General features: G+C 62.4%; 15 protein-coding genes and 1 pseudogene. 11 read left to right on the forward strand and 5 right to left on the reverse strand.

All coding sequences use genetic code 11. The features are described 5' to 3' along the window. The 4 genes from dgcA to ACQKPZ_RS18020 all read left to right on the forward strand — a co-directional run. Nucleotides 1-1,964: dimethylglycine demethylation protein DgcA (gene dgcA / locus ACQKPZ_RS18005; RefSeq protein ID WP_427540642.1), on the forward strand; the 1,964-nt coding region annotated here is incomplete at its 5' end. A gap of 208 nt (nucleotides 1,965-2,172) precedes the next feature. Beyond that, nucleotides 2,173-4,125 (forward strand): dimethylglycine demethylation protein DgcB, encoded by a 1,953-nt coding sequence (dgcB, locus tag ACQKPZ_RS18010; protein WP_427540645.1) that lies wholly within the window; start codon nucleotides 2,173-2,175, stop codon nucleotides 4,123-4,125. After that, the gene (locus ACQKPZ_RS18015) at nucleotides 4,125-5,357 is read left to right on the forward strand and encodes an electron transfer flavoprotein subunit alpha/FixB family protein (protein WP_427540648.1); all 1,233 of its coding nucleotides are present in this window, start codon (nucleotides 4,125-4,127) and stop codon (nucleotides 5,355-5,357) included. Before dgcB ends, ACQKPZ_RS18015 begins: the two co-directional genes overlap by 1 nt. A 10-nt stretch (nucleotides 5,358-5,367) precedes the next feature. Beyond that, nucleotides 5,368-6,138: an electron transfer flavoprotein subunit beta gene (locus tag ACQKPZ_RS18020; RefSeq protein WP_427540651.1), complete on the forward strand. Its 771-nt coding sequence runs from the start codon at nucleotides 5,368-5,370 to the stop codon at nucleotides 6,136-6,138. A 141-nt stretch (nucleotides 6,139-6,279) separates the two neighbouring features. Here ACQKPZ_RS18020 and ACQKPZ_RS18025 read toward each other — a convergent pair whose 3' ends face one another. After that, the gene (locus ACQKPZ_RS18025; RefSeq protein ID WP_427540654.1) at nucleotides 6,280-6,636 is read right to left on the reverse strand and encodes a cold-shock protein; all 357 of its coding nucleotides are present in this window, start codon (nucleotides 6,634-6,636) and stop codon (nucleotides 6,280-6,282) included. A 459-nt stretch (nucleotides 6,637-7,095) separates the two neighbouring features. Here ACQKPZ_RS18025 and ACQKPZ_RS18030 point away from each other — a divergent pair, with 459 nt between their 5' ends. Beyond that, a complete protein-coding gene (locus ACQKPZ_RS18030) occupies nucleotides 7,096-7,785 on the forward strand; it encodes an RHS repeat-associated core domain-containing protein (protein WP_427540657.1) in 690 nt (229 codons plus the stop codon). A gap of 50 nt (nucleotides 7,786-7,835) precedes the next feature. On the opposite strand, the gene gbcA is transcribed toward ACQKPZ_RS18030, so the two are convergent. Then, on the reverse strand, nucleotides 7,836-9,128 hold the full coding sequence (gene gbcA, locus ACQKPZ_RS18035) for a glycine-betaine demethylase subunit GbcA (RefSeq protein ID WP_427540660.1): 1,293 nt from the start codon (nucleotides 9,126-9,128) through the stop codon (nucleotides 7,836-7,838). A 295-nt stretch (nucleotides 9,129-9,423) separates the two neighbouring features. On the opposite strand from gbcA, the gene gbcB reads away from it, so the two are divergent. Continuing rightward, entirely contained in the window at nucleotides 9,424-10,524 is a 1,101-nt protein-coding gene (gbcB, locus tag ACQKPZ_RS18040) for a glycine-betaine demethylase subunit GbcB (RefSeq protein WP_427540663.1), read from the forward strand. Between the two features lie 122 nt (nucleotides 10,525-10,646). On the opposite strand, the gene ACQKPZ_RS18045 is transcribed toward gbcB, so the two are convergent. Together ACQKPZ_RS18045 and ACQKPZ_RS18050 are read right to left on the reverse strand one after the other, a co-directional pair. After that, nucleotides 10,647-11,519 (reverse strand): methyl-accepting chemotaxis protein, encoded by an 873-nt coding sequence (locus ACQKPZ_RS18045; protein ID WP_404943662.1) that lies wholly within the window; start codon nucleotides 11,517-11,519, stop codon nucleotides 10,647-10,649. Continuing rightward, nucleotides 11,502-12,272, reverse strand: a pseudogene (locus ACQKPZ_RS18050) (MCP four helix bundle domain-containing protein); the annotation flags it as partial. The pseudogene ACQKPZ_RS18050 and the gene ACQKPZ_RS18045, both read right to left, overlap by 18 nt. Nucleotides 12,273-12,547: 275 nt before the next feature. Here ACQKPZ_RS18050 and ACQKPZ_RS18055 point away from each other — a divergent pair. The 3 genes from ACQKPZ_RS18055 (at nucleotide 12,548) to mcpH (ending at nucleotide 15,220) form a co-directional block, all read left to right on the forward strand. Continuing rightward, nucleotides 12,548-12,778, forward strand: a complete 231-nt coding sequence (locus tag ACQKPZ_RS18055) for a hypothetical protein (protein WP_391137569.1) — start codon at nucleotides 12,548-12,550, stop codon at nucleotides 12,776-12,778. Beyond that, on the forward strand, nucleotides 12,775-13,077 hold the full coding sequence (locus ACQKPZ_RS18060; protein WP_427540666.1) for a cell division protein ZapA: 303 nt from the start codon (nucleotides 12,775-12,777) through the stop codon (nucleotides 13,075-13,077). The genes ACQKPZ_RS18055 and ACQKPZ_RS18060 overlap by 4 nt, the downstream gene beginning before the upstream one ends. Before the next feature lie 205 nt (nucleotides 13,078-13,282). Continuing rightward, the gene (gene mcpH / locus ACQKPZ_RS18065; protein WP_427540669.1) at nucleotides 13,283-15,220 is read left to right on the forward strand and encodes a methyl-accepting chemotaxis protein McpH; all 1,938 of its coding nucleotides are present in this window, start codon (nucleotides 13,283-13,285) and stop codon (nucleotides 15,218-15,220) included. Nucleotides 15,221-15,338: 118 nt separating this feature from the next. Here mcpH and ACQKPZ_RS18070 read toward each other — a convergent pair whose 3' ends face one another. Continuing rightward, nucleotides 15,339-16,379, reverse strand: a complete 1,041-nt coding sequence (locus ACQKPZ_RS18070) for a low specificity L-threonine aldolase (protein ID WP_403194235.1) — start codon at nucleotides 16,377-16,379, stop codon at nucleotides 15,339-15,341. Nucleotides 16,380-16,706: 327 nt separating this feature from the next. Here ACQKPZ_RS18070 and ACQKPZ_RS18075 point away from each other — a divergent pair, with 327 nt between their 5' ends. Beyond that, nucleotides 16,707-17,960, forward strand: coding sequence for a serine hydroxymethyltransferase (locus ACQKPZ_RS18075; RefSeq protein ID WP_016484535.1), 1,254 nt, complete (start codon nucleotides 16,707-16,709; stop codon nucleotides 17,958-17,960). 15 nt (nucleotides 17,961-17,975) lie between these two features. Further along, complete coding sequence (locus ACQKPZ_RS18080; protein ID WP_003255680.1) at nucleotides 17,976-19,226, forward strand: sarcosine oxidase subunit beta family protein; 1,251 nt, start codon at nucleotides 17,976-17,978, stop codon at nucleotides 19,224-19,226.

Here is a 19,226-nt window from a genome sequence, read left to right on the forward strand (position 1 = left end):
GCTTCAGGTGGTGTGAGGGCCGCCATGTTTTCGACACAGGCGCTGCAAACCCTAAGGGCATCGGCCTGGCGATCTGCGGTGGTTCGTCCGTCGTGGCCATCGACAGCCCGCAGGAGTGGTGGGCTTCGGTCAACCTGTCGACCGACCGCATCATCCCGCACTTCCAGAACCTGGCCGACGCCATGCACAAGCATGGCGCCAAGATCATGATCCAGATTACCCACATGGGCCGTCGCTCGCGCTGGGACGGCTTCAACTGGCCGACCCTGATGTCGCCGTCGGGTATCCGTGAACCCGTGCACCGTGCCACCTGCAAAACCATCGAGGTGGAAGAGATCTGGCGCGTCATCGGCAACTACGCGCAAGCGGCACGTCGCGCCAAAGAAGGCGGCCTGGACGGCGTGGAACTGTCGGCCGTGCACCAGCACATGATCGACCAGTTCTGGAGCCCACGGGTCAACAAGCGTACCGACGAGTGGGGCGGCAGCTTCGAAGGTCGCATGAAGTTCGGCATGGAAGTGCTCAAGGCCGTGCGCGCCGAAGTCGGTGACGACTTCTGCGTGGGCATGCGTATCTGCGGTGACGAGTTCCACCCCGATGGCCTCAGCCATGAGGACATGAAACAGATCGCTGCCTACTACGACGCCACCGGCATGCTCGACTTCATCGGCGTGGTCGGCTCGGGTTGCGACACCCACAACACCCTGGCCAACGTCATCCCCAACATGAGCTACCCGCCGGAGCCGTTCCTGCACCTGGCGGCCGGCATCAAGGAAGTGGTCAAGGTACCGGTGCTGCACGCACAGAACATCAAGGACCCGAACCAGGCCACGCGCATCCTCGAAGGCGGCTACGTGGACATGGTCGGCATGACCCGTGCGCACATGGCCGACCCGCACCTGATCGCCAAGATCAAGATGGGCCAGATCGACCAGATCAAGCAGTGCGTCGGTGCAAACTACTGCATCGACCGCCAGTACCAGGGCCTGGACGTGCTGTGCATCCAGAACGCCGCGACCTCCCGTGAATACATGGGCGTGCCGCACATCATCGAGAAAACCACCGGCGTGAAGCGCAAGGTGGTAGTGGTAGGCGCCGGCCCTGCCGGTATGGAAGCCGCTCGTGTAGCGGCCGAACGTGGCCACGACGTGACGCTGTTCGAGAAAAAGGACCAGATCGGCGGGCAGATCACCATCGCCGCCAAGGCCCCGCAGCGTGACCAGATTGCCGGTATCACCCGCTGGTACCAGCTGGAGCTGGCGCGCCTGAAGGTTGACCTGCGCCTTGGCACCGCCGCCGACGTGGCGACCATTCAGGACCTGCGCCCGGACGTGATCGTGCTGGCAGTGGGCGGCCACCCGTTCGTTGAACAGAACGAGCACTGGGGCGCTGCCGAAGGGCTGGTGGTCAGCAGCTGGGACGTGCTCGACGGCAAGGTTGCACCGGGCAAGAACGTGCTGGTGTACGACACCATCTGCGAATTCACCGGCATGTCCACGGCAGACTTCATTGCCGACAAAGGCAGCCAGGTCGAGATCGTCACCGACGACATCAAGCCGGGCGTGGCCATGGGCGGTACTACCTTCCCAACCTATTACCGCAGCATGTACCCGAAAGAAGTGATCATGACCGGCGACATGATGCTGGAAAAGGTCTACCGCGAAGGCGATAAGCTGGTGGCGGTACTGGAGAACGAATACACAGGTGCGAAGGAAGAACGGGTGGTTGACCAGGTGGTGATCGAGAACGGCGTGCGCCCTGACGAAGAGCTCTACTACGCGTTCAAGGAAGGCTCGCGCAACAAGGGCCAGATCGACGTGGAGGCGCTGTTCGCCATCAAGCCACAGCCGATCCTCAGCCAGCCGGGCGAAGGCTACCTGCTGTACCGCATCGGCGACTGCGTGGCCCAGCGCAACGTGCATGCGGCGATCTACGACGCCTTGCGCCTGTGCAAGGACTTCTGATCGCTCCGCCTCTCTAGAGGCGGGATTGGCCCCCCATGTAGGAGCGGCCTTGTGTCGCGAAAGGGCTGCGAAGCGGCCCCAAGATCTCCATAGCAGCATAGATTTTGGGGCCGCTTCGCGACCCTTTCGCGACACAAGGCCGCTCCTACATGGGGTCCGCGCTGGCCTTTGAGGTGGCGCAAGAATCCAGCTGTTGTGGGAGCCTCCCATGTTGAACACCCTTCTACCCATCCTGCTGTTCGCGGCCCTTGGCCTGGCAGTGCTCGGCGCCCTGCGCCGGGTGCGCATGTGGCGCCGTGGCCGGGCCGCCAAGGTCGACCTGATCGGCGGCCTGCTGGCCATGCCGCGCCGCTACCTGGTGGACTTGCACCATGTGGTCGAGCGCGACAAATACATGTCCAAGACCCACGTGGCCACCGCGGGCGGCTTCGTGCTGTCGGCGGTTTTGGCGATCCTGGTGCACGGCTTCGGCCTGCAAAGCAAAATCCTTGGTTACGCGCTGTTGGTCGCCACGGTGATCATGTTCAGCGGCGCCATCTTTGTCTTCAAGCGCCGCCTCAACCCGCCTTCGCGCCTGTCCAAAGGCCCGTGGATGCGCCTGCCGAAGAGCCTGCTGGCGTTCGCGGTGAGCTTCTTCATCGCCACCTTGCCGGTTGCCGGCATCCTGCCCGCCAACACCGGTGGCTGGGTGATGGTCGGCATCCTTGGCCTGGGCGTGCTGTGGGGCGTGTCGGAGCTGTTCTTCGGCATGACCTGGGGCGGCCCGATGAAACACGCCTTCGCCGGTGCCCTGCACCTGGCCTGGCACCGCCGCGCCGAACGCTTCGGCGGCGGGCGCTCCACCGGCCTGAAACCGCTGGACCTTGAAGACCCGAACGCCCCGCTGGGCGTGGAAAAACCGGCAGACTTCACCTGGAACCAGCTGCTGGGCTTCGACGCCTGCGTGCAGTGCGGTAAATGTGAGGCCATGTGCCCGGCGTTTGCTGCCGGCCAGCCGTTGAACCCGAAAAAGCTCATCCAGGACATGGTCATCGGCCTGGCCGGTGGCACCGACGCCCAGTTTGCCGGTAGCCCATACCCGGGCAAGCCGATCGGTGAACACGGCGGCCACCCGCACCAGCCGATCGTCAATGGCCTGGTCGACGCCGAAACGCTGTGGTCGTGCACCACCTGCCGTGCCTGCGTCGAGGAATGCCCGATGATGATCGAGCACGTCGATGCCATCGTCGACATGCGCCGCCACCTCACCCTGGAAAAGGGCGCCACCCCGAACAAGGGTGCCGAGGTGCTGGATAACCTGATCGCCACCGATAACCCGGGGGGCTTCGCCCCGGGCGGTCGCATGAACTGGGCCGCCGACCTCAACCTGAAACTGCTGTCTGAAGTAAAAACCACCGAAGTGCTGTTCTGGGTCGGTGATGGTGCCTTCGACATGCGCAACCAGCGCACCCTGCGCTCGTTTGTCAAAGTGCTGAAGGCTTCGGGCGTGGACTTTGCCGTGCTCGGCCTGGAAGAACGCGACAGCGGTGACGTGGCCCGTCGCCTGGGCGATGAAGCGACCTTCCAGCAACTGGCCAAGCGCAACATCCAGACCCTGGCCAAGTACAAGTTCCAGCGCATCGTCACCTGCGACCCGCACAGCTTCCATGTGCTGAAGAACGAGTACGGCGCCTTGGGCGGTGATTACCAGGTGCAGCACCACAGCACCTATATCGCCGAACTGATCGCAGCCAAAAAGCTCAACCTCGGCCAGCACAAGGGTGGCAGCGTCACCTACCACGACCCGTGCTACCTGGGCCGCTACAACGGCGAATACGAAGCCCCGCGTGAAGTGCTCAAGGCGCTGGGTATCGAAGTGCGCGAGATGCAACGTTCGGGCTTCCGTTCCCGCTGCTGCGGCGGTGGCGGCGGCGCGCCGATCACCGATATCCCGGGCAAGCAGCGTATCCCCGACATGCGCATGGACGACATTCGCGAAACCGAGGCCGAGCTGGTGGCCGTGGGTTGCCCGCAGTGCACCGCCATGCTCGAAGGTGTGGTCGAACCGCGCCCACAGATCAAGGACCTGGCCGAGCTGGTGGCTGACGTGCTGATCGAAGAGGAATCGCCCGCCGCCCCAAAGCCGCAAGCGGCCAAACGTGAACCTGCGGAGGTGCATTGATGAGCGACATTATCCGCCGCGACCCACGCGCCGAGTGGATCGCCCGTAACCGCCTGCACCCGCTGCATGCGGCCATGCAGACGCAACAGACCAGCTGGATGGGGCCCAATGGCCTCATCCGCAAGAACCCCCACGCCATTGCCGCAGGCTTTATCGGCCCGGCCGGCATCAAGCGCATCGACCGCAGCGGCGCCCAGCAGGGCACCGGTGTGGGCGGGCGGCGCACGCCGGCGGCCGAGGTCAAGTTGCCGCTGCACCAGGTACCTACGCCTGCGTTCTACATTGCCGTGGTGCCCGACATGGTCGGTGGCCGCCTGAGCAGCCACGACCGCGACCTGCTCGGCCTGGCCCACAGCCTGGCCGGCAGCGACGGTGCAGTGCTGGCGGTGGTGTTTGGCGAACACAAGGAAAGCAACTTTGCCACAGCCGGGGTCGACCGCCTGCTGGTCATCGAAGGCGAGGCGTTCGAAGGTTATGCGCCGGAGCAGTTGGTGCAAGGCTTGCGGGCTGTGGATAACCAGTTCACCCCGCGCCACTGGCTGTTGCCCGACAGCCGCACAGGTGGCGGCGAATTGGGTCGCCGGCTGGGTGCCGCGTTGGGCGAGCGCCCGGCGACGAGGGTGTGGCAGGTTAAGGACGGCCAGTGCATCGGCCGCGCCGGTGCCGGCCAGCAAGACCTGCAACGCGCCGTGCCACGCCTGATCCTGGCGGCGGCGGAGTGCGCCGAGCCGGTCAGCGAAACCCGTCACGAAGCCTTGCCGGTGGAGTTGTCCACAAGCGTGGCGCGCAGCTTGTCGCGCATCGAAGACCTGGGCTCGGTAGCCGTGGACCCGGCCACCATTGCCATGGCCGAGGCCGAGTTCATTGTTTCGGGCGGTAATGGCGTCAAAGACTGGGACCTGTACCACCAGGCCACCGCAGCTCTTGGTGCCACCGAAGGCGCCTCGCGGGTGGCGGTGGACGACGGCTTCATGCCGCGCAACCGCCAGGTGGGTGCCACCGGTACCTGGGTTACCGCACGGGTCTATGTGGCTGTGGGTATCTCGGGCGCCATCCAGCACCTTCAAGGCATCGGCGCCTGCGACAAGGTGGTGGCGATCAACATGGACCCAGGCTGCGACATGATCAAACGGGCCGACCTGTCGGTGATTGGCGACAGCTCGGCGATTCTCAAGGCACTGATCGAGGCTGTGGACAACTACCGCAGCGGCGGCCAGCGCGACGCGGCATAAGGGCACGAGCATGAGTACGAAAGTGATCAGCCTGGTTTCCATCGGTGCCCACCCAAGCTCCGGCCGCGCCCGCCGCGCCGAGCAGGATGCGCGTGCGGTGGAACTGGGGTTGCAGCTGGCTGGGGATAACTTGCAGGTGGTGCATGCCGGCGACCCGCGCGAAGAGGCGCTGCGCGCTTATCTGGGCATGGGCCTGGACCATCTGGATGTGCTGGAGCAGCCGGCCGGTGCCGATGTGCTGGGCGTGCTGGGGGATTACCTGCGCGACGCCGGGGCGCAGCTGGTGCTGACCGGCAGCCAGGCCGAGACGGGCGAGGGGTCGGGCATGTTGCCGTTCCTGCTGGCTGAAAAGCTCGGCTGGCCGTTGATTGTGGGGTTGGCCGAAGTTGAGTCGATAGAGAACGGCACTGCCCAGGTATTGCAGGCGCTGCCACGTGGCCAGCGGCGTCGGCTGAAAGTGCGCCTGCCGTTGCTGGCGACTGTGGATAACGCTGCGCCCAAGCCGCGCCAAAGCGCTTTTGGCCCTGCGCGCCGGGGTCTGCTGGCGGCGCGTAATGTGGCCATTGTCGAAGATGAGCTGTTGGCCGATGCCGAGTTGCAACCGGCCCGTCCTCGGCCCAAGCGTCTGAAGGTGATCAAGGCCAAGAGCGGTGCCGATCGCATGAAGGCGGCGACAGCCAAAGCCAGCGGCGGTGGCGGCAAGGTGCTGAAGGATGTTTCACCGCAGGAAGGCGCCGAGGCCATCCTCAAGCTGCTCGTAGAAGAGGGCGTATTGCGCTGAAGCCTTACGCGGTCGCCGTGTAGGAGCGGCCTTGTGTCGCGATGGGCTGCGCAGCAGCCCCGACAATATTGAGCCAGGTTCGAGATCCTGGGGCCGCGTTGCGGCCCGTCGCGACACAAGGCCGCTCCTACACTACCTGTTTCAAGCGTTTCTGATGACATTGAAGGCCCAAAAGGCCAGGCCCTCTACCACCGGCTCGAAGGTCACCCGCTCCCCCTCCTGCAGCGTTGCCCTGCCAAGTATCAAGATCGCACTGCGCGCCACGAAGTAGTCGCCACTGCCGTCATCAGCCCTGATTACCCCTAATCCGTTTACCGCATGGAACCACTTCACAGAGCCAGTCAGGCGCCTGTGCATAAGTGACCTCTTGCTAATGCCATAGTAATGGCACTCAATCAACCACGAAGCTCGCTCCAGCGAAACTGGCAAAAATGTCAGGTCCTGGGATTGTTGCCCACCGAATCTGTTCGCCAAGGTGTGGATAAAGTGTTGGTGCATGGCTGTGGGCTTTATAGGGCGGGGCTTACAGGTTTTTGATCATAAAATGATCAGTCTTCGTTGGACGGATTCAGAGCAGATAGATATGGCGGTGTCAGGTTTTGCCCACAATCGCTGTTGGCTGCCCTGTGGATAATCTGTTCGGCACTCGCTGAATGCCGCGCAGGGCATGGTCTGCGGAGAATTGATCAAATAATGATCAAAGATATTCTGATCCATGTTTATCAAGGCCTTGCATCGCTTATCCACAACCCGATCGCTGTACGGTCGTGTTTTGCTCACAAACTCTGTTGGTGTATCTGTGGACAAGATGTAGGAACTTCGCTGTAGCCCAACAAGGCCGAGGGCTTGCTGCAATTGATCAAATAACGACCAGTTTCACCTGGTATTTGTGCCAGTACGAAACCAGGTGGCTTGCCGTTAAGGTAGTCGAGAACATTGAAGGAGCTGTGGATAACCATGGCACGCGCTTACTCACCTTATGGCGTTACTGGGGGGCTCCGCCCGGCGACATTACTGGCTTTTTGCGGTCAACGTTTTGATCCGCTGACAGGCAGCTATCCGTTGGGCAATGGCCACCGCTTCTACAGCCCTGGCCTGAGGCGGTTCATCAGCCCTGACTCTCTGAGCCCGTTCGGAAAGGGGGGGATTAACGCATACGCCTACTGCCAGGGCGATCCTGTCAACTTTGTTGACTTAAGTGGACGTTTCCCCGCGATCATGGCGCCAATCAGAAACCTCATCACGGGAGTGATCAACCTGGCTATCAGTGCCGTGAAGGTGTATCGCAACTACCGTACAGAGCGGGACTTCGCCTTGAGTAGTGGTTACCCAGGAAGCCGCTCAGGAGTTTTCACGTACGGCACGCCAGAGCACACCGTCGCACCATGGTCTTCTGGGGATAAACTGCTCTCGGGTGCTGGAGTCATCAGCGCGTCAGTGAGTATTGGCACGGCTACCGGGCGGTTATTATCGCCGCAGGCCGAGGCGTTGGCCTGGGTTGATTTTGGGGTAGCCTCAGTTGCTACTGCCCTGTCAGCTTACGAGCTTTATGGGCTGGCAACATCATCTACCCAGCGGCGCTATCCCATCCAGCCGGTGGCATATCAGGTGCGTACCGGAGAGCGGCATCCAGATACACCGGTGTGAAAGCGCCATGCTTCAGCACATTTGCCGAAGCATGGCGGGTGTATCAGTTACTACTGCGCCTGCACTTCCTTCAGGTACGGCGCCGGCTCCGCCCCCAGATTGTTCAGCACCCGCTGGCTATACCAGTCAATGAAGTTGACCACACCAAACTCGTAAGTCTTCGAGTATGGTCCTGGCTGGTAAGCCGTGGAGTTGATCCCGCGCTGGTTCTCTTCCGCCAGGCGGCGATCCTGGTCGTTGGTAGCGTCCCACACCTTGCGCATGCGCTCCGGGTCGTAGTCCACGCCTTCCACGGCGTCCTTGTGCACCAGCCACTTGGTGGTGACCATGGTTTCCTGGGCACTGATCGGCCACACGGTGAACACGATGATGTGGTCGCCCATGCAGTGGTTCCACGAGTGCGGCAGGTGCAGGATGCGCATCGAGCCCAGGTCCGGGTTCTTGATGCGGCCCATCAGCCTCTGGCAGGCCTGCTTGCCGTCCATGGTCATCGATACCGTGCCCTTGAGCAGCGGCATGCGCACAATGCGGTTACGCAGGCCGTGGCTTTTGTGCAGGTACGGGATCTTCTCGGCTTCCCAGGCGGCGGCAGAGCTGGCCACGTGGTCCTTGAATTCCTGGCTGGCGCGCGGGTCGTTGGTGTCGTCCCACTCCAGCAGGGTTTGCAGCAGCTCTGGGTGCGAACCGGAGCAGTGGTAGCACTCGCGGTTGTTTTCCAGCACCAGCTTCCAGTTGGCCTTTTCCATCAAGGTGGTTTGCACCGCCACCTTGGTGTTCTCCATGTCGTACGGTTCCATGTAGTGCTCGAGGGTGGCCAGGAACTCGTCGATGGCGGGTGGGTTTTCCGCCAGGCTGATGAAGATGTAGCCACCGGCAACCTTTACGTGCACCGGCTTCAGGCCGTACTCCTTCATGTCGAAGTCGGCGCCCATTTCGGTGCCGGCGAACAGCAGGCGGCCGTCCAGTTCGTAGGTCCACTGGTGGTAATGGCAGACCAGCTTGGCCACCTTGCCCTTGTCGCTGACGCACAGGCGCGAACCGCGGTGGCGGCAGACGTTGTGGAAGGCGTGCACCTTACCTTCGGCGCCACGTACCACCAGGATCGGGTTCTTGCCGATCTGTAGGGTGATGTAGTTGCCTTTCGCCGGAATCTCGCAAGTCATGCCGGCGATCAGCCATTCTTTCTGGAAGATCTCCTGCATGTCGATCTGGAACAGACGCTCGTCGGTGTAGAAAGGCTGGGGCAGCGAGTAGGTTCGCTCGCGGGTCTGCAACATCTCGGCGGTGGCCTTGCGTGCAGGTTCCAGTGGATCGCCCAGGCTCAGGGTTGCGGTGACGTCCATCGTGTATTCCTCGGGGCCGTGTGCGGCCGGCAAAAGGTGGCTAATCATTGTTGTGGTGCCGCAAGGCTGTTTATCAGCAAACAGCTAGTTGTTTTGCCGTGGAGTGTGCGTCCGAAGCTGCCGCGAACCGTATCCATGGGCGACATGGCCGATGTGAATTACGACGCGCCAGCCCTTGTAGTGCGGGGCTGGTCGCGATAAGCACGCCGATGTCGCTGGCAGGAATGTGCGTCGCCCTCGGCTTGCGCATTATCCAAGCCATAAAAAGGCCAATAGTCGGCTGCTGGAGATGAACATGTCCGATACCTTCCTCAATCCGGTCACTACCCAGACCTGGGCCAACGGCCGCCACATCGTGCGCTGCGTCAAGGTCATCCAGGAGACCTGGGACGTGCGCACCTTCTGTTTCATGGCCGACCAACCGATCATGTTCTTCTTCAAGCCAGGGCAGTTCGTTACCCTGGAGCTGGAGATCGAAGGCAAGCCGGTGATGCGTTCCTACACCATCTCCAGTTCACCGTCGGTACCGTACAGCTTCTCCATCACCGTGAAGCGCGTGCCGGGCGGCCTGGTGTCCAACTTCCTCCACGACACCATGCACGAAGGCGCCGAGCTGCCGGTTCACGGCCCGGTGGGGTTGTTCAACGCCATCGACTTCCCGGCCGGCAAGACCCTGTACCTGTCGGGCGGCGTCGGCATTACCCCGGTGATGTCCATGGCGCGCTGGTTCTACGACACCAATGCCAACGTCGACATGGTGTTCGTGCACAGCGCCCGTTCGCCGAAGGACATCATCTACCACCGCGAGCTGGAACAGATGGCCTCGCGCATACCCAACTTCAGCCTGCACATCATCTGTGAGAAGCACGGGCTGGGTGAGCCATGGGCGGGTTATCGCGGCTACCTCAACCAGCGCCTGATGGAGCTGATCGCGCCGGACTACATGGAGCGCACGGTGTTCTGCTGCGGCCCGACGCCGTACATGACCGCCGTCAAGCGCATGCTCGAAGCGGTCGGCTTCGACATGAAGAACTACCACGAGGAATCGTTCGGGGCGACGCCGCCAGAGGCTAAGGCCGACGCGGTCGAGCACGCCGAGCAGGCCGCCGATGCGCCGGAAGTGGATGCCTCGGACCTCAACCTGGTGGAGTTCATCGGCAGCGAGAAGAGCATCCGCATTGCGCCGGGCGAAACCGTGCATGCGGCGGCTGCCAAGGTCGGGCTGATGATTCCCAAGGCCTGCGGCATGGGCATATGCGGCACCTGCAAGGTGCTCAAGCTGGGCGGCGAAGTGGAAATGGACCACAACGGCGGCATTACCGAAGAGGACGAAGCCGAGGGCTACATCCTGTCGTGCTGCAGCGTGCCGAAAGGGGATGTGCGGATCGATTACTGATCCGAAATTGCAGGGGGCTGCTTTGCAGCCCATCGCGACACAAGGCCGCTCCTACAGGAGATCGCGGTCCCCTGTAGGAGCGGCCTTGTGTCGCGATGGGCCGCAAAGCGGCCCCGGCTTTTTCAAGTGCGGAACCGGGCTACTAGGCCATTGAGGTCTACGGCAAGGCGCGACAGCTCGGCACTCGCCGCACTGGTCTGATGTGCGCCGGTAGCGCTCTGCACCGACAGGTCGTTGATGTTCACCAGGTTGCGGTCCACTTCCCTTGCCACCTGCGCCTGCTCTTCCGCCGCACTCGCAATCACCAGGTTACGCTCGTTGATCTGCGCCACCGCGCCGGCGATGGTATCCAGCGCCATGCCCGCGCCACGGGCAATGTTCAGGGTGGATTCTGCACGTTCGGTGCTGGTGCGCATCGACTCCACAGCCTCTTCCGTACCGCCCTGGATGCTGCCGATCATCCGCTCGATCTCACTGGTCGACTGCTGGGTACGGTGTGCAAGCGCACGCACTTCATCCGCTACCACGGCAAAACCTCGGCCCGCTTCACCGGCACGCGCGGCCTCGATGGCGGCATTCAGCGCCAGCAAATTGGTCTGGTCGGCCAGGCCACGAATCACATCGAGTACTTTGCCAATGTCACGCGACTGTTCGGCAAGGTGGGTAATCAGTTTGGCCGTAGCCTGCACATCACCGCTCATGCGCTCGATGGCGCCCACGGTTTCCATGACCAGGTCACGACCGTCGCCGGTGGAGCGGCTGGCTTCACTGGACGCTTCAGAAGTGCTCACGGCATTGCGCGCCACCTCTTCCACTGCGCTGGTCATTTCAGTCACGGCCGTGGCGGCCTGTTCAATCTCGTTGTTCTGCTGTTGCAGGCCACGGGCACTTTCATCGGTGACGGCATTCAACTCTTCAGCCGCCGAGGCCAGTTGGGTAGCGGAGCCGGCAATTTGTTGCAGGGTGTCGCGCAGCTTGTCCTGCATGCGGGCCATGGCACGCAGCAGGCGGGCGGCTTCGTCGGTGCCTTCGGTGCGGATGATGTGGGTCAGGTCGCCATCGGCAACCTGCTCGGCGCTCTTGAGTGCTTCTTCGATCGGTTTGACGATGCTACGGGTCAGCAGGAAGGCGCAGGCAAGGGTCAACACAGTTGCGGCGATCAGCAGGCTGATGACCAAAGCGAAGGCGGTGGAATACTGGCTGGCAGCCTTCTCGTTGGTGGCGCGGGTCTGGTCGGTGTTGATGCGCACCAGCGTGTCCATCACCTTGTTGACCTGCTCGGAGTTGGCCAGCAGGTCGCGGTTGAGCAAGGCGCGCAGTTCGTCGGTGCGGTCGGCCTGGCTCAGGGTGCGCATGCGAGATTCCAGTTGGCGGTACTGGTTGAGCAACTGGCCGTACTGGTCGAAGGCGGCCTGTTCGTCGGCGGCGCCGATCATCGGCAGGTAGGCCTGGCGGGCGCGGTCGATCTGGGAGTTGCGCTGGTCCAGCAAGTTCAGGGTATCGCGCTGGGTTTCCGGTTCGCGGTTGAGCAGCAGGCGGTAGGAGAGGGTGCGCATGCGCAGGTTCAGCGCGGTGAGTTCGTCGAGGATCTTGATACTCGGCACGCTGACCTGCTCGATGACAACGCCGGCCTGGCGGATGTTGCCCATCTGCACCAGCGAGAAGATACCAAGGCCTAGCATCAGCAGGCCGATAAGCGCGAAGCCGAGCAGCGCGCGCGGGGCGATATTCATGTTGCGTAGAGACATGGAGGGGAGGGTCCAGGCAAGGGAAAATAGTGCGCAAAGTGCGACAAAACATGACTTTCCGGGCTATCGGTCGTGACCGGCCAGTCTTGAGTGCGACCGGCAAAAAATGTGAGGTAGCTAACCTTTTCCTGACCGGCGGTTGATCCAGGTCGGAACAAGGGGGTGGTTACCCTGTCAATCTGCGGGCTAGACACCTTATGAATCCGATATTTAATGGCGATGGGCCGCACTTTTCTTTATCGTGTGCGCCCCTCGCAACAACCTGAGATAGACCCATGCTGGAAGCCTCCCTGAATCAAATCGAGCAACTGGTCAGCGACCTGATGCAGAAAAACGCTCAACTCACCGAGCAGAACACCGCCCTGGGCACCCAACTGGCCCAGGCCAAGGAAGAGAACGAAACCCTGCAGCTGTCGCTGATGGAGCAGGAAGAGAAGAACGGCGCTACCGCCGCACGTATCCAGGCCCTGGTCGAGCGCGCCAGCGCTGGCGTTGTTGGCGCATGAGATTGCATGAGCAGCCGGTCAATGTCGTGTCGATCCTCGGCAACGATTATTCGATCAAGGCGCCCGAAGGCCAGGAAGAAACCCTGGCCCAGGCAGTGCGGATGCTCAACACCGCCCTGAACGAGACCAAGCGTCAGTACCCGACCCTGATCGGTGACAAATTGCTGGTACTGGCTGCCCTTAACCTGTGCTCCAAGCAGGTTGAATTGCAGAAAGAACACCAGCAGACCCTTGCGCGTACCCAGGCGCAGATTGACGCTACCGTGGATGCCATCGTTCGGACCATCGCGGAGTCCTGATCGATAGCCGGGGGCGCTTCGCACCCCTATCGCGACACAAGGCCGCTCCTACAAGGGAACGCGATCCCTGTAGGAGCGGCCTTGTGTCGCGATAGGGCTGCAAAGCAGCCCCAATTGCCCCACTCATTGTTCCAGGTCACTGGATTAACTGGATACGCAAGTGTATACACTTCTCGCAAAACAATAATGTGCGGGGAGTAGGGGCATGCGTATCTGGCGTAAAAGCATCCAGTGGCAGTTGATCACCAGCATGGGCGCCGCCCTGCTGGCCAGCATCCTTGTGGTGGTCATCATCTTCACCGTGGCGCTCAACCGCCTCACCGAGCGCTACTTGGTCGACACTGCCCTGCCTGCCAGTGTCGAGGCCATCCGCAATGATATCGAACGCATGCTCGGCCAGCCCCTGGTGGCGGCTGCGGACATTGCCGGCAACACCCTGTTGCGCGACTGGCTGGCCGCCGGTGAAGACCCCGCGCAGGCCGCCCGATTCATCGAATATCTGGACGCTGCCAAACAGCGTAACCGCGCCTTCACCACCCTGTTTGTCTCGACCGAAACCGGTCACTACTACAACGAGAATGGCCTGGACCGCACCCTCAGCCGCAGCAACCCCAAGGACAAGTGGTTCTACGGCTACATCGACAGCGGTGCCGAGCGCCTGATCAACATTGACATCGATGGTGCTACCGGCGAGCTGGCGCTGTTCATCGACTACCGCGTGGAAAAGCACGGCCAGTTGGTAGGCGTGGCCGGTATGGGCCTGCGCATGACCGAGCTGTCGAGGCTGATTCACGACTTCAGCTTTGGCGAGCATGGCAAGGTCTTCCTGGTACGCAATGATGGCTTGATCCAGGTGCACCCGGACGCTGCTTTCAGTGGCAAGCGCCAGCTCACCGAACAGCTCGGCACGGACGCAGCCAAGGCGGTAATGGCGGCGGGCGAAGGCCTGCGCAGCAGCCGTTTCAGCCGTGACGGCGAAAGCTACCTGGCGCTTGGCTTGCCCCTGCGTGACCTCAACTGGACCTTGGTGGCCGAGGTGCCGGAGTCGGAAATCTACGCGCAAATGCATCAGGCGGTGTGGGTGACCTGCGTGATTGGCGGTGCCGTGGCCCTGGTATCGCTGCTGCTGGTGGTGCTGCTGGCGCGTGGCCTGGTGCGGCCGATCCGTCGCGTAACAGCTGCGCTGGTGCAGATCGGCAGTGGCGGGGGCGATCTCAGTCACCGTCTGGATGACACCCGCCAGGACGAACTGGGTGACCTGGCTCGTGGCTTTAACCGCTTCCTCGACAGCCAGCGCAGCCTGATCGGCGAGGTGTTGCAGACTTCGGAACAGCTGCATCGGGCGGTTGAACAGGTGACTCAGGTGGTGGACAACACGGCCGAGCGTTCTGGGCGGCAACAGGAAATGACCGAAATGGTTGCCACGGCGGTACACGAAATGGGCCTGACCGTGCAGGACATTGCCCGCAATGCCGGTGATGCGGCGCAGGCCTCGCAGTCGGCACGGGATGAGGCCTTGCAGGCGCGTGAAGTGGTGCGGCGTTCGATTCAGGGCATCGAGGGCATGTCGGGCGACATCGGCAAGGCGGCTGATGCGGTTGGCCAGTTGGCCGATGAAGTTGCCTCGATCGATGAAGTTCTAGCGGTTATTCGCAGTATTTCCGAACAAACCAACCTGCTGGCGCTGAATGCTGCCATCGAGGCTGCACGGGCAGGGGAAATGGGGCGTGGTTTTGCCGTGGTAGCGGACGAAGTGCGCACACTGGCCAGGCGCACGCAGTTGTCTACGGACGAAGTGCAGCAGATGATCCAGCGCCTGAAGCAGGGTGCGGGTTCGGCGGTGAGCTCGATGCAGGCGGGGCAACAGGCGACGGGCACCGGGGTTGAGTCGAGCCAGCGCACAGGGGCGTCGCTGGGTGCGATTACTGATCAGGTGGAGCACATTAGCGACATGAACCATCAGGTGGCTACGGCGACTGAAGAGCAGTCGGCGGTGACCGAGGAAATTAATCGGACGGTGCAGGGGATTTCCGACCTGGCGCGGGAGACGGCAGCCGAGGTGCAAGGGTGCCGGGAAGAGTGCCAGGCGTTGCGTGGCTTGGCGGATGACCTGGCGCGGCAGATGGGCGGGTTCAAACTCTAGATTGCCGGGGCCGCTTTGCGGCCCATCGCGACACAAGGCCGCTCCTACAAGGGACCGCGATCCCCTGTAGGAGCGGCCTTGTGTCGCGAAAGGAGGGCAAAGCCCTCCCGGCAATCTGTCAGGCCGTGATGATGCTGCGGATATCAGCAGCCAGCTCGCGCACCCGCTCTTCCTCGGTATCCCACGAGCACATGAACCGCGCCCCACCACTGCCAATAAAGGTGTAGAACCGCCACCCCTTGCCCCGCAGCGCTTCGATCGCGTGCTCCGGCATTTGCAGGAACACCCCGTTGGCCTCCACCGGGAACATCAACTCCACCCCCGGCAAGTCGCTTACCAGCGACGCCAGCAACTGCGCGCAGTGGTTGGCGTGCTTGCCATGGCGCAACCAGGCGCCATCCTCCAGCAGGCCCACCCACGGCGCCGACAAAAAGCGCATCTTCGACGCCAGTTGCCCGGCTTGCTTGCAGCGGTAGTCGAAGTCTTCGGCCAACTGGCGGTTGAAGAACAGGATCGCTTCACCCACTGCCATGCCGTTCTTGGTGCCGCCAAAGCACAGTACATCGACGCCGGCCTTCCAGGTCAGCTCGGCCGGGCTGCAGCCCAGGAATGCGCAGGCATTGGTAAAGCGCGCGCCGTCCATGTGCAGGTTAAGGCCCAGCTCCTTGCAGGTGGCGCTGATCGCCTTGAGCTCGTCGGGGCGGTACACGGTGCCCACTTCGGTAGCCTGGGTAATGGTGACCACCCGCGGCTTGGGGTAGTGGATGTCCTGGCGCTTGAGCGCCACTTCGCGGATCGATTGCGGCGTCAGCTTGCCGTTGACGCTGGGCGCGGTCAGCAGCTTGGAGCCGTTGGAGAAGAACTCCGGTGCACCGCACTCGTCGGTTTCGACGTGGGCGGTTTCGGAGCAGATGACACTGTGGTAGCTCTGGCACAACGAGGCCAGGGCCAGGGAGTTGGCGGCGGTGCCGTTGAAGGCGAAAAACACCTCGCAGTCGGTTTCGAACAGGTTGCGGAAGTATTCCGAGGCGCGCTCGGTCCACTGATCGTCGCCGTAGGCGCGGTCGTGGCCGTGGTTGGCCTTTTCCATCGCTGCCCAGGCTTCGGGGCAGATACCGGAATAGTTGTCGCTGGCGAATTGTTGGCTCTTATCTGTCATGACACGGTCCTGTGAACGACGCAGAACAGCACTCTAAACCATCGATTCGGCGGTTGCCTATACAAGCTGTGCATAGGTTCGATTCTGGGTGTCTGTGCTGGCCTCTTCGCGGGCAAGCCCGCTCCCACAATGGTCCTGCACCCGCCTATCACTGTGGGAGCGGGCATGCCCGCGAAGAGGCCGGCAGCAAGAGCAAAAAAACGAATGTCGTAAACGCGCCATTGCAAGGCGTGCGCAGGCATCTGACCCGCCCCGACCAGTCATAACATCGCCACAAAGGGCCACAGTGCCCCACGACAAAAAACGATCGCTGCCGGGAGATACACGATGTTCAGCAAGCAAGACCAGATCCAGGGTTACGACGACGCACTGCTGGCGGCGATGAATGCCGAAGAACAGCGCCAGGAAGATCACATCGAACTGATCGCCTCGGAGAACTACACCAGCAAGCGCGTGATGCAGGCCCAAGGCAGCGGCCTGACCAACAAATACGCCGAAGGCTACCCGGGCAAGCGCTACTACGGTGGCTGCGAGCACGTTGACAAGGTAGAAGCCCTGGCCATCGAGCGTGCCAAGCAGCTGTTCGGTGCCGACTATGCCAACGTCCAGCCGCACTCCGGTTCGTCGGCCAACGGTGCTGTTTACCTGGCCCTGCTGCAAGCCGGTGACACCATCCTCGGCATGAGCCTGGCCCACGGCGGCCACCTGACCCACGGCGCCAAGGTGTCGTCTTCGGGCAAGCTCTACAACGCTGTGCAGTACGGGATCAATACCGACACTGGCCTGATCGACTACGACGAAGTCGAGCGCCTGGCCGTCGAGCACAAGCCGAAAATGATCGTGGCCGGCTTCTCGGCTTACTCCAAGACCCTCGACTTCCCACGCTTCCGCGCCATTGCCGACAAGGTCGGTGCGCTGCTGTTCGTCGACATGGCCCACGTTGCCGGCCTGGTTGCCGCTGGCCTGTACCCGAACCCGATCCCGTTTGCCGACGTGGTGACCACCACCACCCACAAGACCCTGCGCGGCCCACGTGGCGGCCTGATCCTGGCCAAGTCGAACGAAGAGATCGAGAAAAAGCTGAACGCCGCCGTATTCCCGGGCGCCCAGGGCGGCCCGCTGATGCACGTGATCGCCGCCAAGGCCGTGTGCTTCAAGGAAGCACTGGAGCCAGGCTTCAAGGCCTACCAGCAACAAGTGATCGAAAACGCCCAAGCCATGGCCCAGGTGTTCATCGACCGCGGTTATGACGTGGTGTCCGGTGGCACCGACAACCACCTGTTCCTGGTCAGCCTGATTCGCCAGGGCCTCACCGGTAAAGATGCCGACGCCGCCCTGGGCCGCGCGCACATCACCGTCAACAAGAACGCCGTGCCGAACGACCCACAGTCGCCGTTCGTCACCTCGGGCCTGCGCATCGGCACCCCGGCCGTCACCACCCGTGGCTTCAAGGTTGCCCAATGCGTGGCCCTGGCCGGCTGGATCTGCGACATCCTCGACAACCTCGGTGACGCAGACGTCGAAGCCGATGTGGCGAAGAACGTCGCGGCCCTGTGCGCTGATTTCCCTGTTTACCGCTGAGTGGAGTAAACGACCATGCAACGCTACTCGGGCTTCGGCCTTTTCAAGCACTCCCTCAGCCACCACGAAAACTGGCAGCGCATGTGGCGCACGCCAACCCCTAAAAAGGTTTACGACGTGGTTATCGTTGGCGGTGGCGGCCATGGCCTGGCCACGGCCTACTACCTGGCCAAAGAGCACGGCATCACCAACGTTGCCGTGATCGAAAAAGGCTACCTGGGCGGCGGCAACACCGCCCGTAACACCACCATCGTGCGTTCCAACTACCTGTGGGACGAGTCGGCGCACCTGTACGAGCACGCCATGAAGCTGTGGGAAGGCCTGTCCCAGGACCTTAACTACAACGTGATGTTCTCCCAGCGTGGTGTGTACAACCTGTGCCACACCCTGCAAGACATGCGTGACTCCGAGCGCCGTGTCAGCGCCAACCGCCTGAACGGCGTGGATGGCGAGCTGCTGAACACCGCCCAGGTTGCGGCCGAAATCCCGTACCTGGACTGCTCCAAGAACACCCGCTACCCGATCCTCGGCGCTACCGTACAGCGCCGTGGTGGCGTGGCCCGTCACGACGCCGTGGCCTGGGGCTTCGCCCGTGCCGCCGACGCCTTGGGCGTGGACCTGATCCAGCAAACCGAAGTCATCGGTTTCCGTAAGGAAAACGGCGCGGTCATCGGTGTGGAAACCAACAAAGGCTTCATCGGCGCCAAGCGCGTCGGCGTGGTCACTGCCGGTAACTCCGGGCACATGGCCAAGCTGGCCGGCTTCCGCCTGCCGCTGGAATCGCACCCGCTGCAAGCGCTGGTATCCGAGCCTATCAAACCGATCATCGACAGCGTGATCATGTCCAACGCCGTGCACGGCTACATCAGCCAGTCCGACAAGGGCGACCTGGTGATCGGTGCCGGTATCGACGGCTGGGTCGGCTACGGCCAGCGCGGTTCGTACCCGGTGATCGAGCACACCCTGCAGGCCATCGTCGAAATGTTCCCCAACCTGTCGCGCGTTCGCATGAACCGCCAGTGGGGCGGCATCGTCGACACCTCGCCAGACGCCTGCCCGATCATCACCAAGACCCCGGTCAAGAACATGTTCTTCAACTGCGGTTGGGGCACGGGCGGCTTCAAGGCGACCCCGGGTTCGGGCAACGTCTTTGCCGCGAGCCTGGCCAAGGGCGAAATGCACCCACTGGCCGCGCCGTTCTCCATGGACCGTTTCTACAACGGCGCACTGATCGACGAACACGGCGCTGCCGCCGTCGCCCACTAA

This window comes from Pseudomonas sp. NPDC089547 (genome assembly GCF_050280665.1).
Lineage (GTDB): Bacteria > Pseudomonadota > Gammaproteobacteria > Pseudomonadales > Pseudomonadaceae > Aquipseudomonas.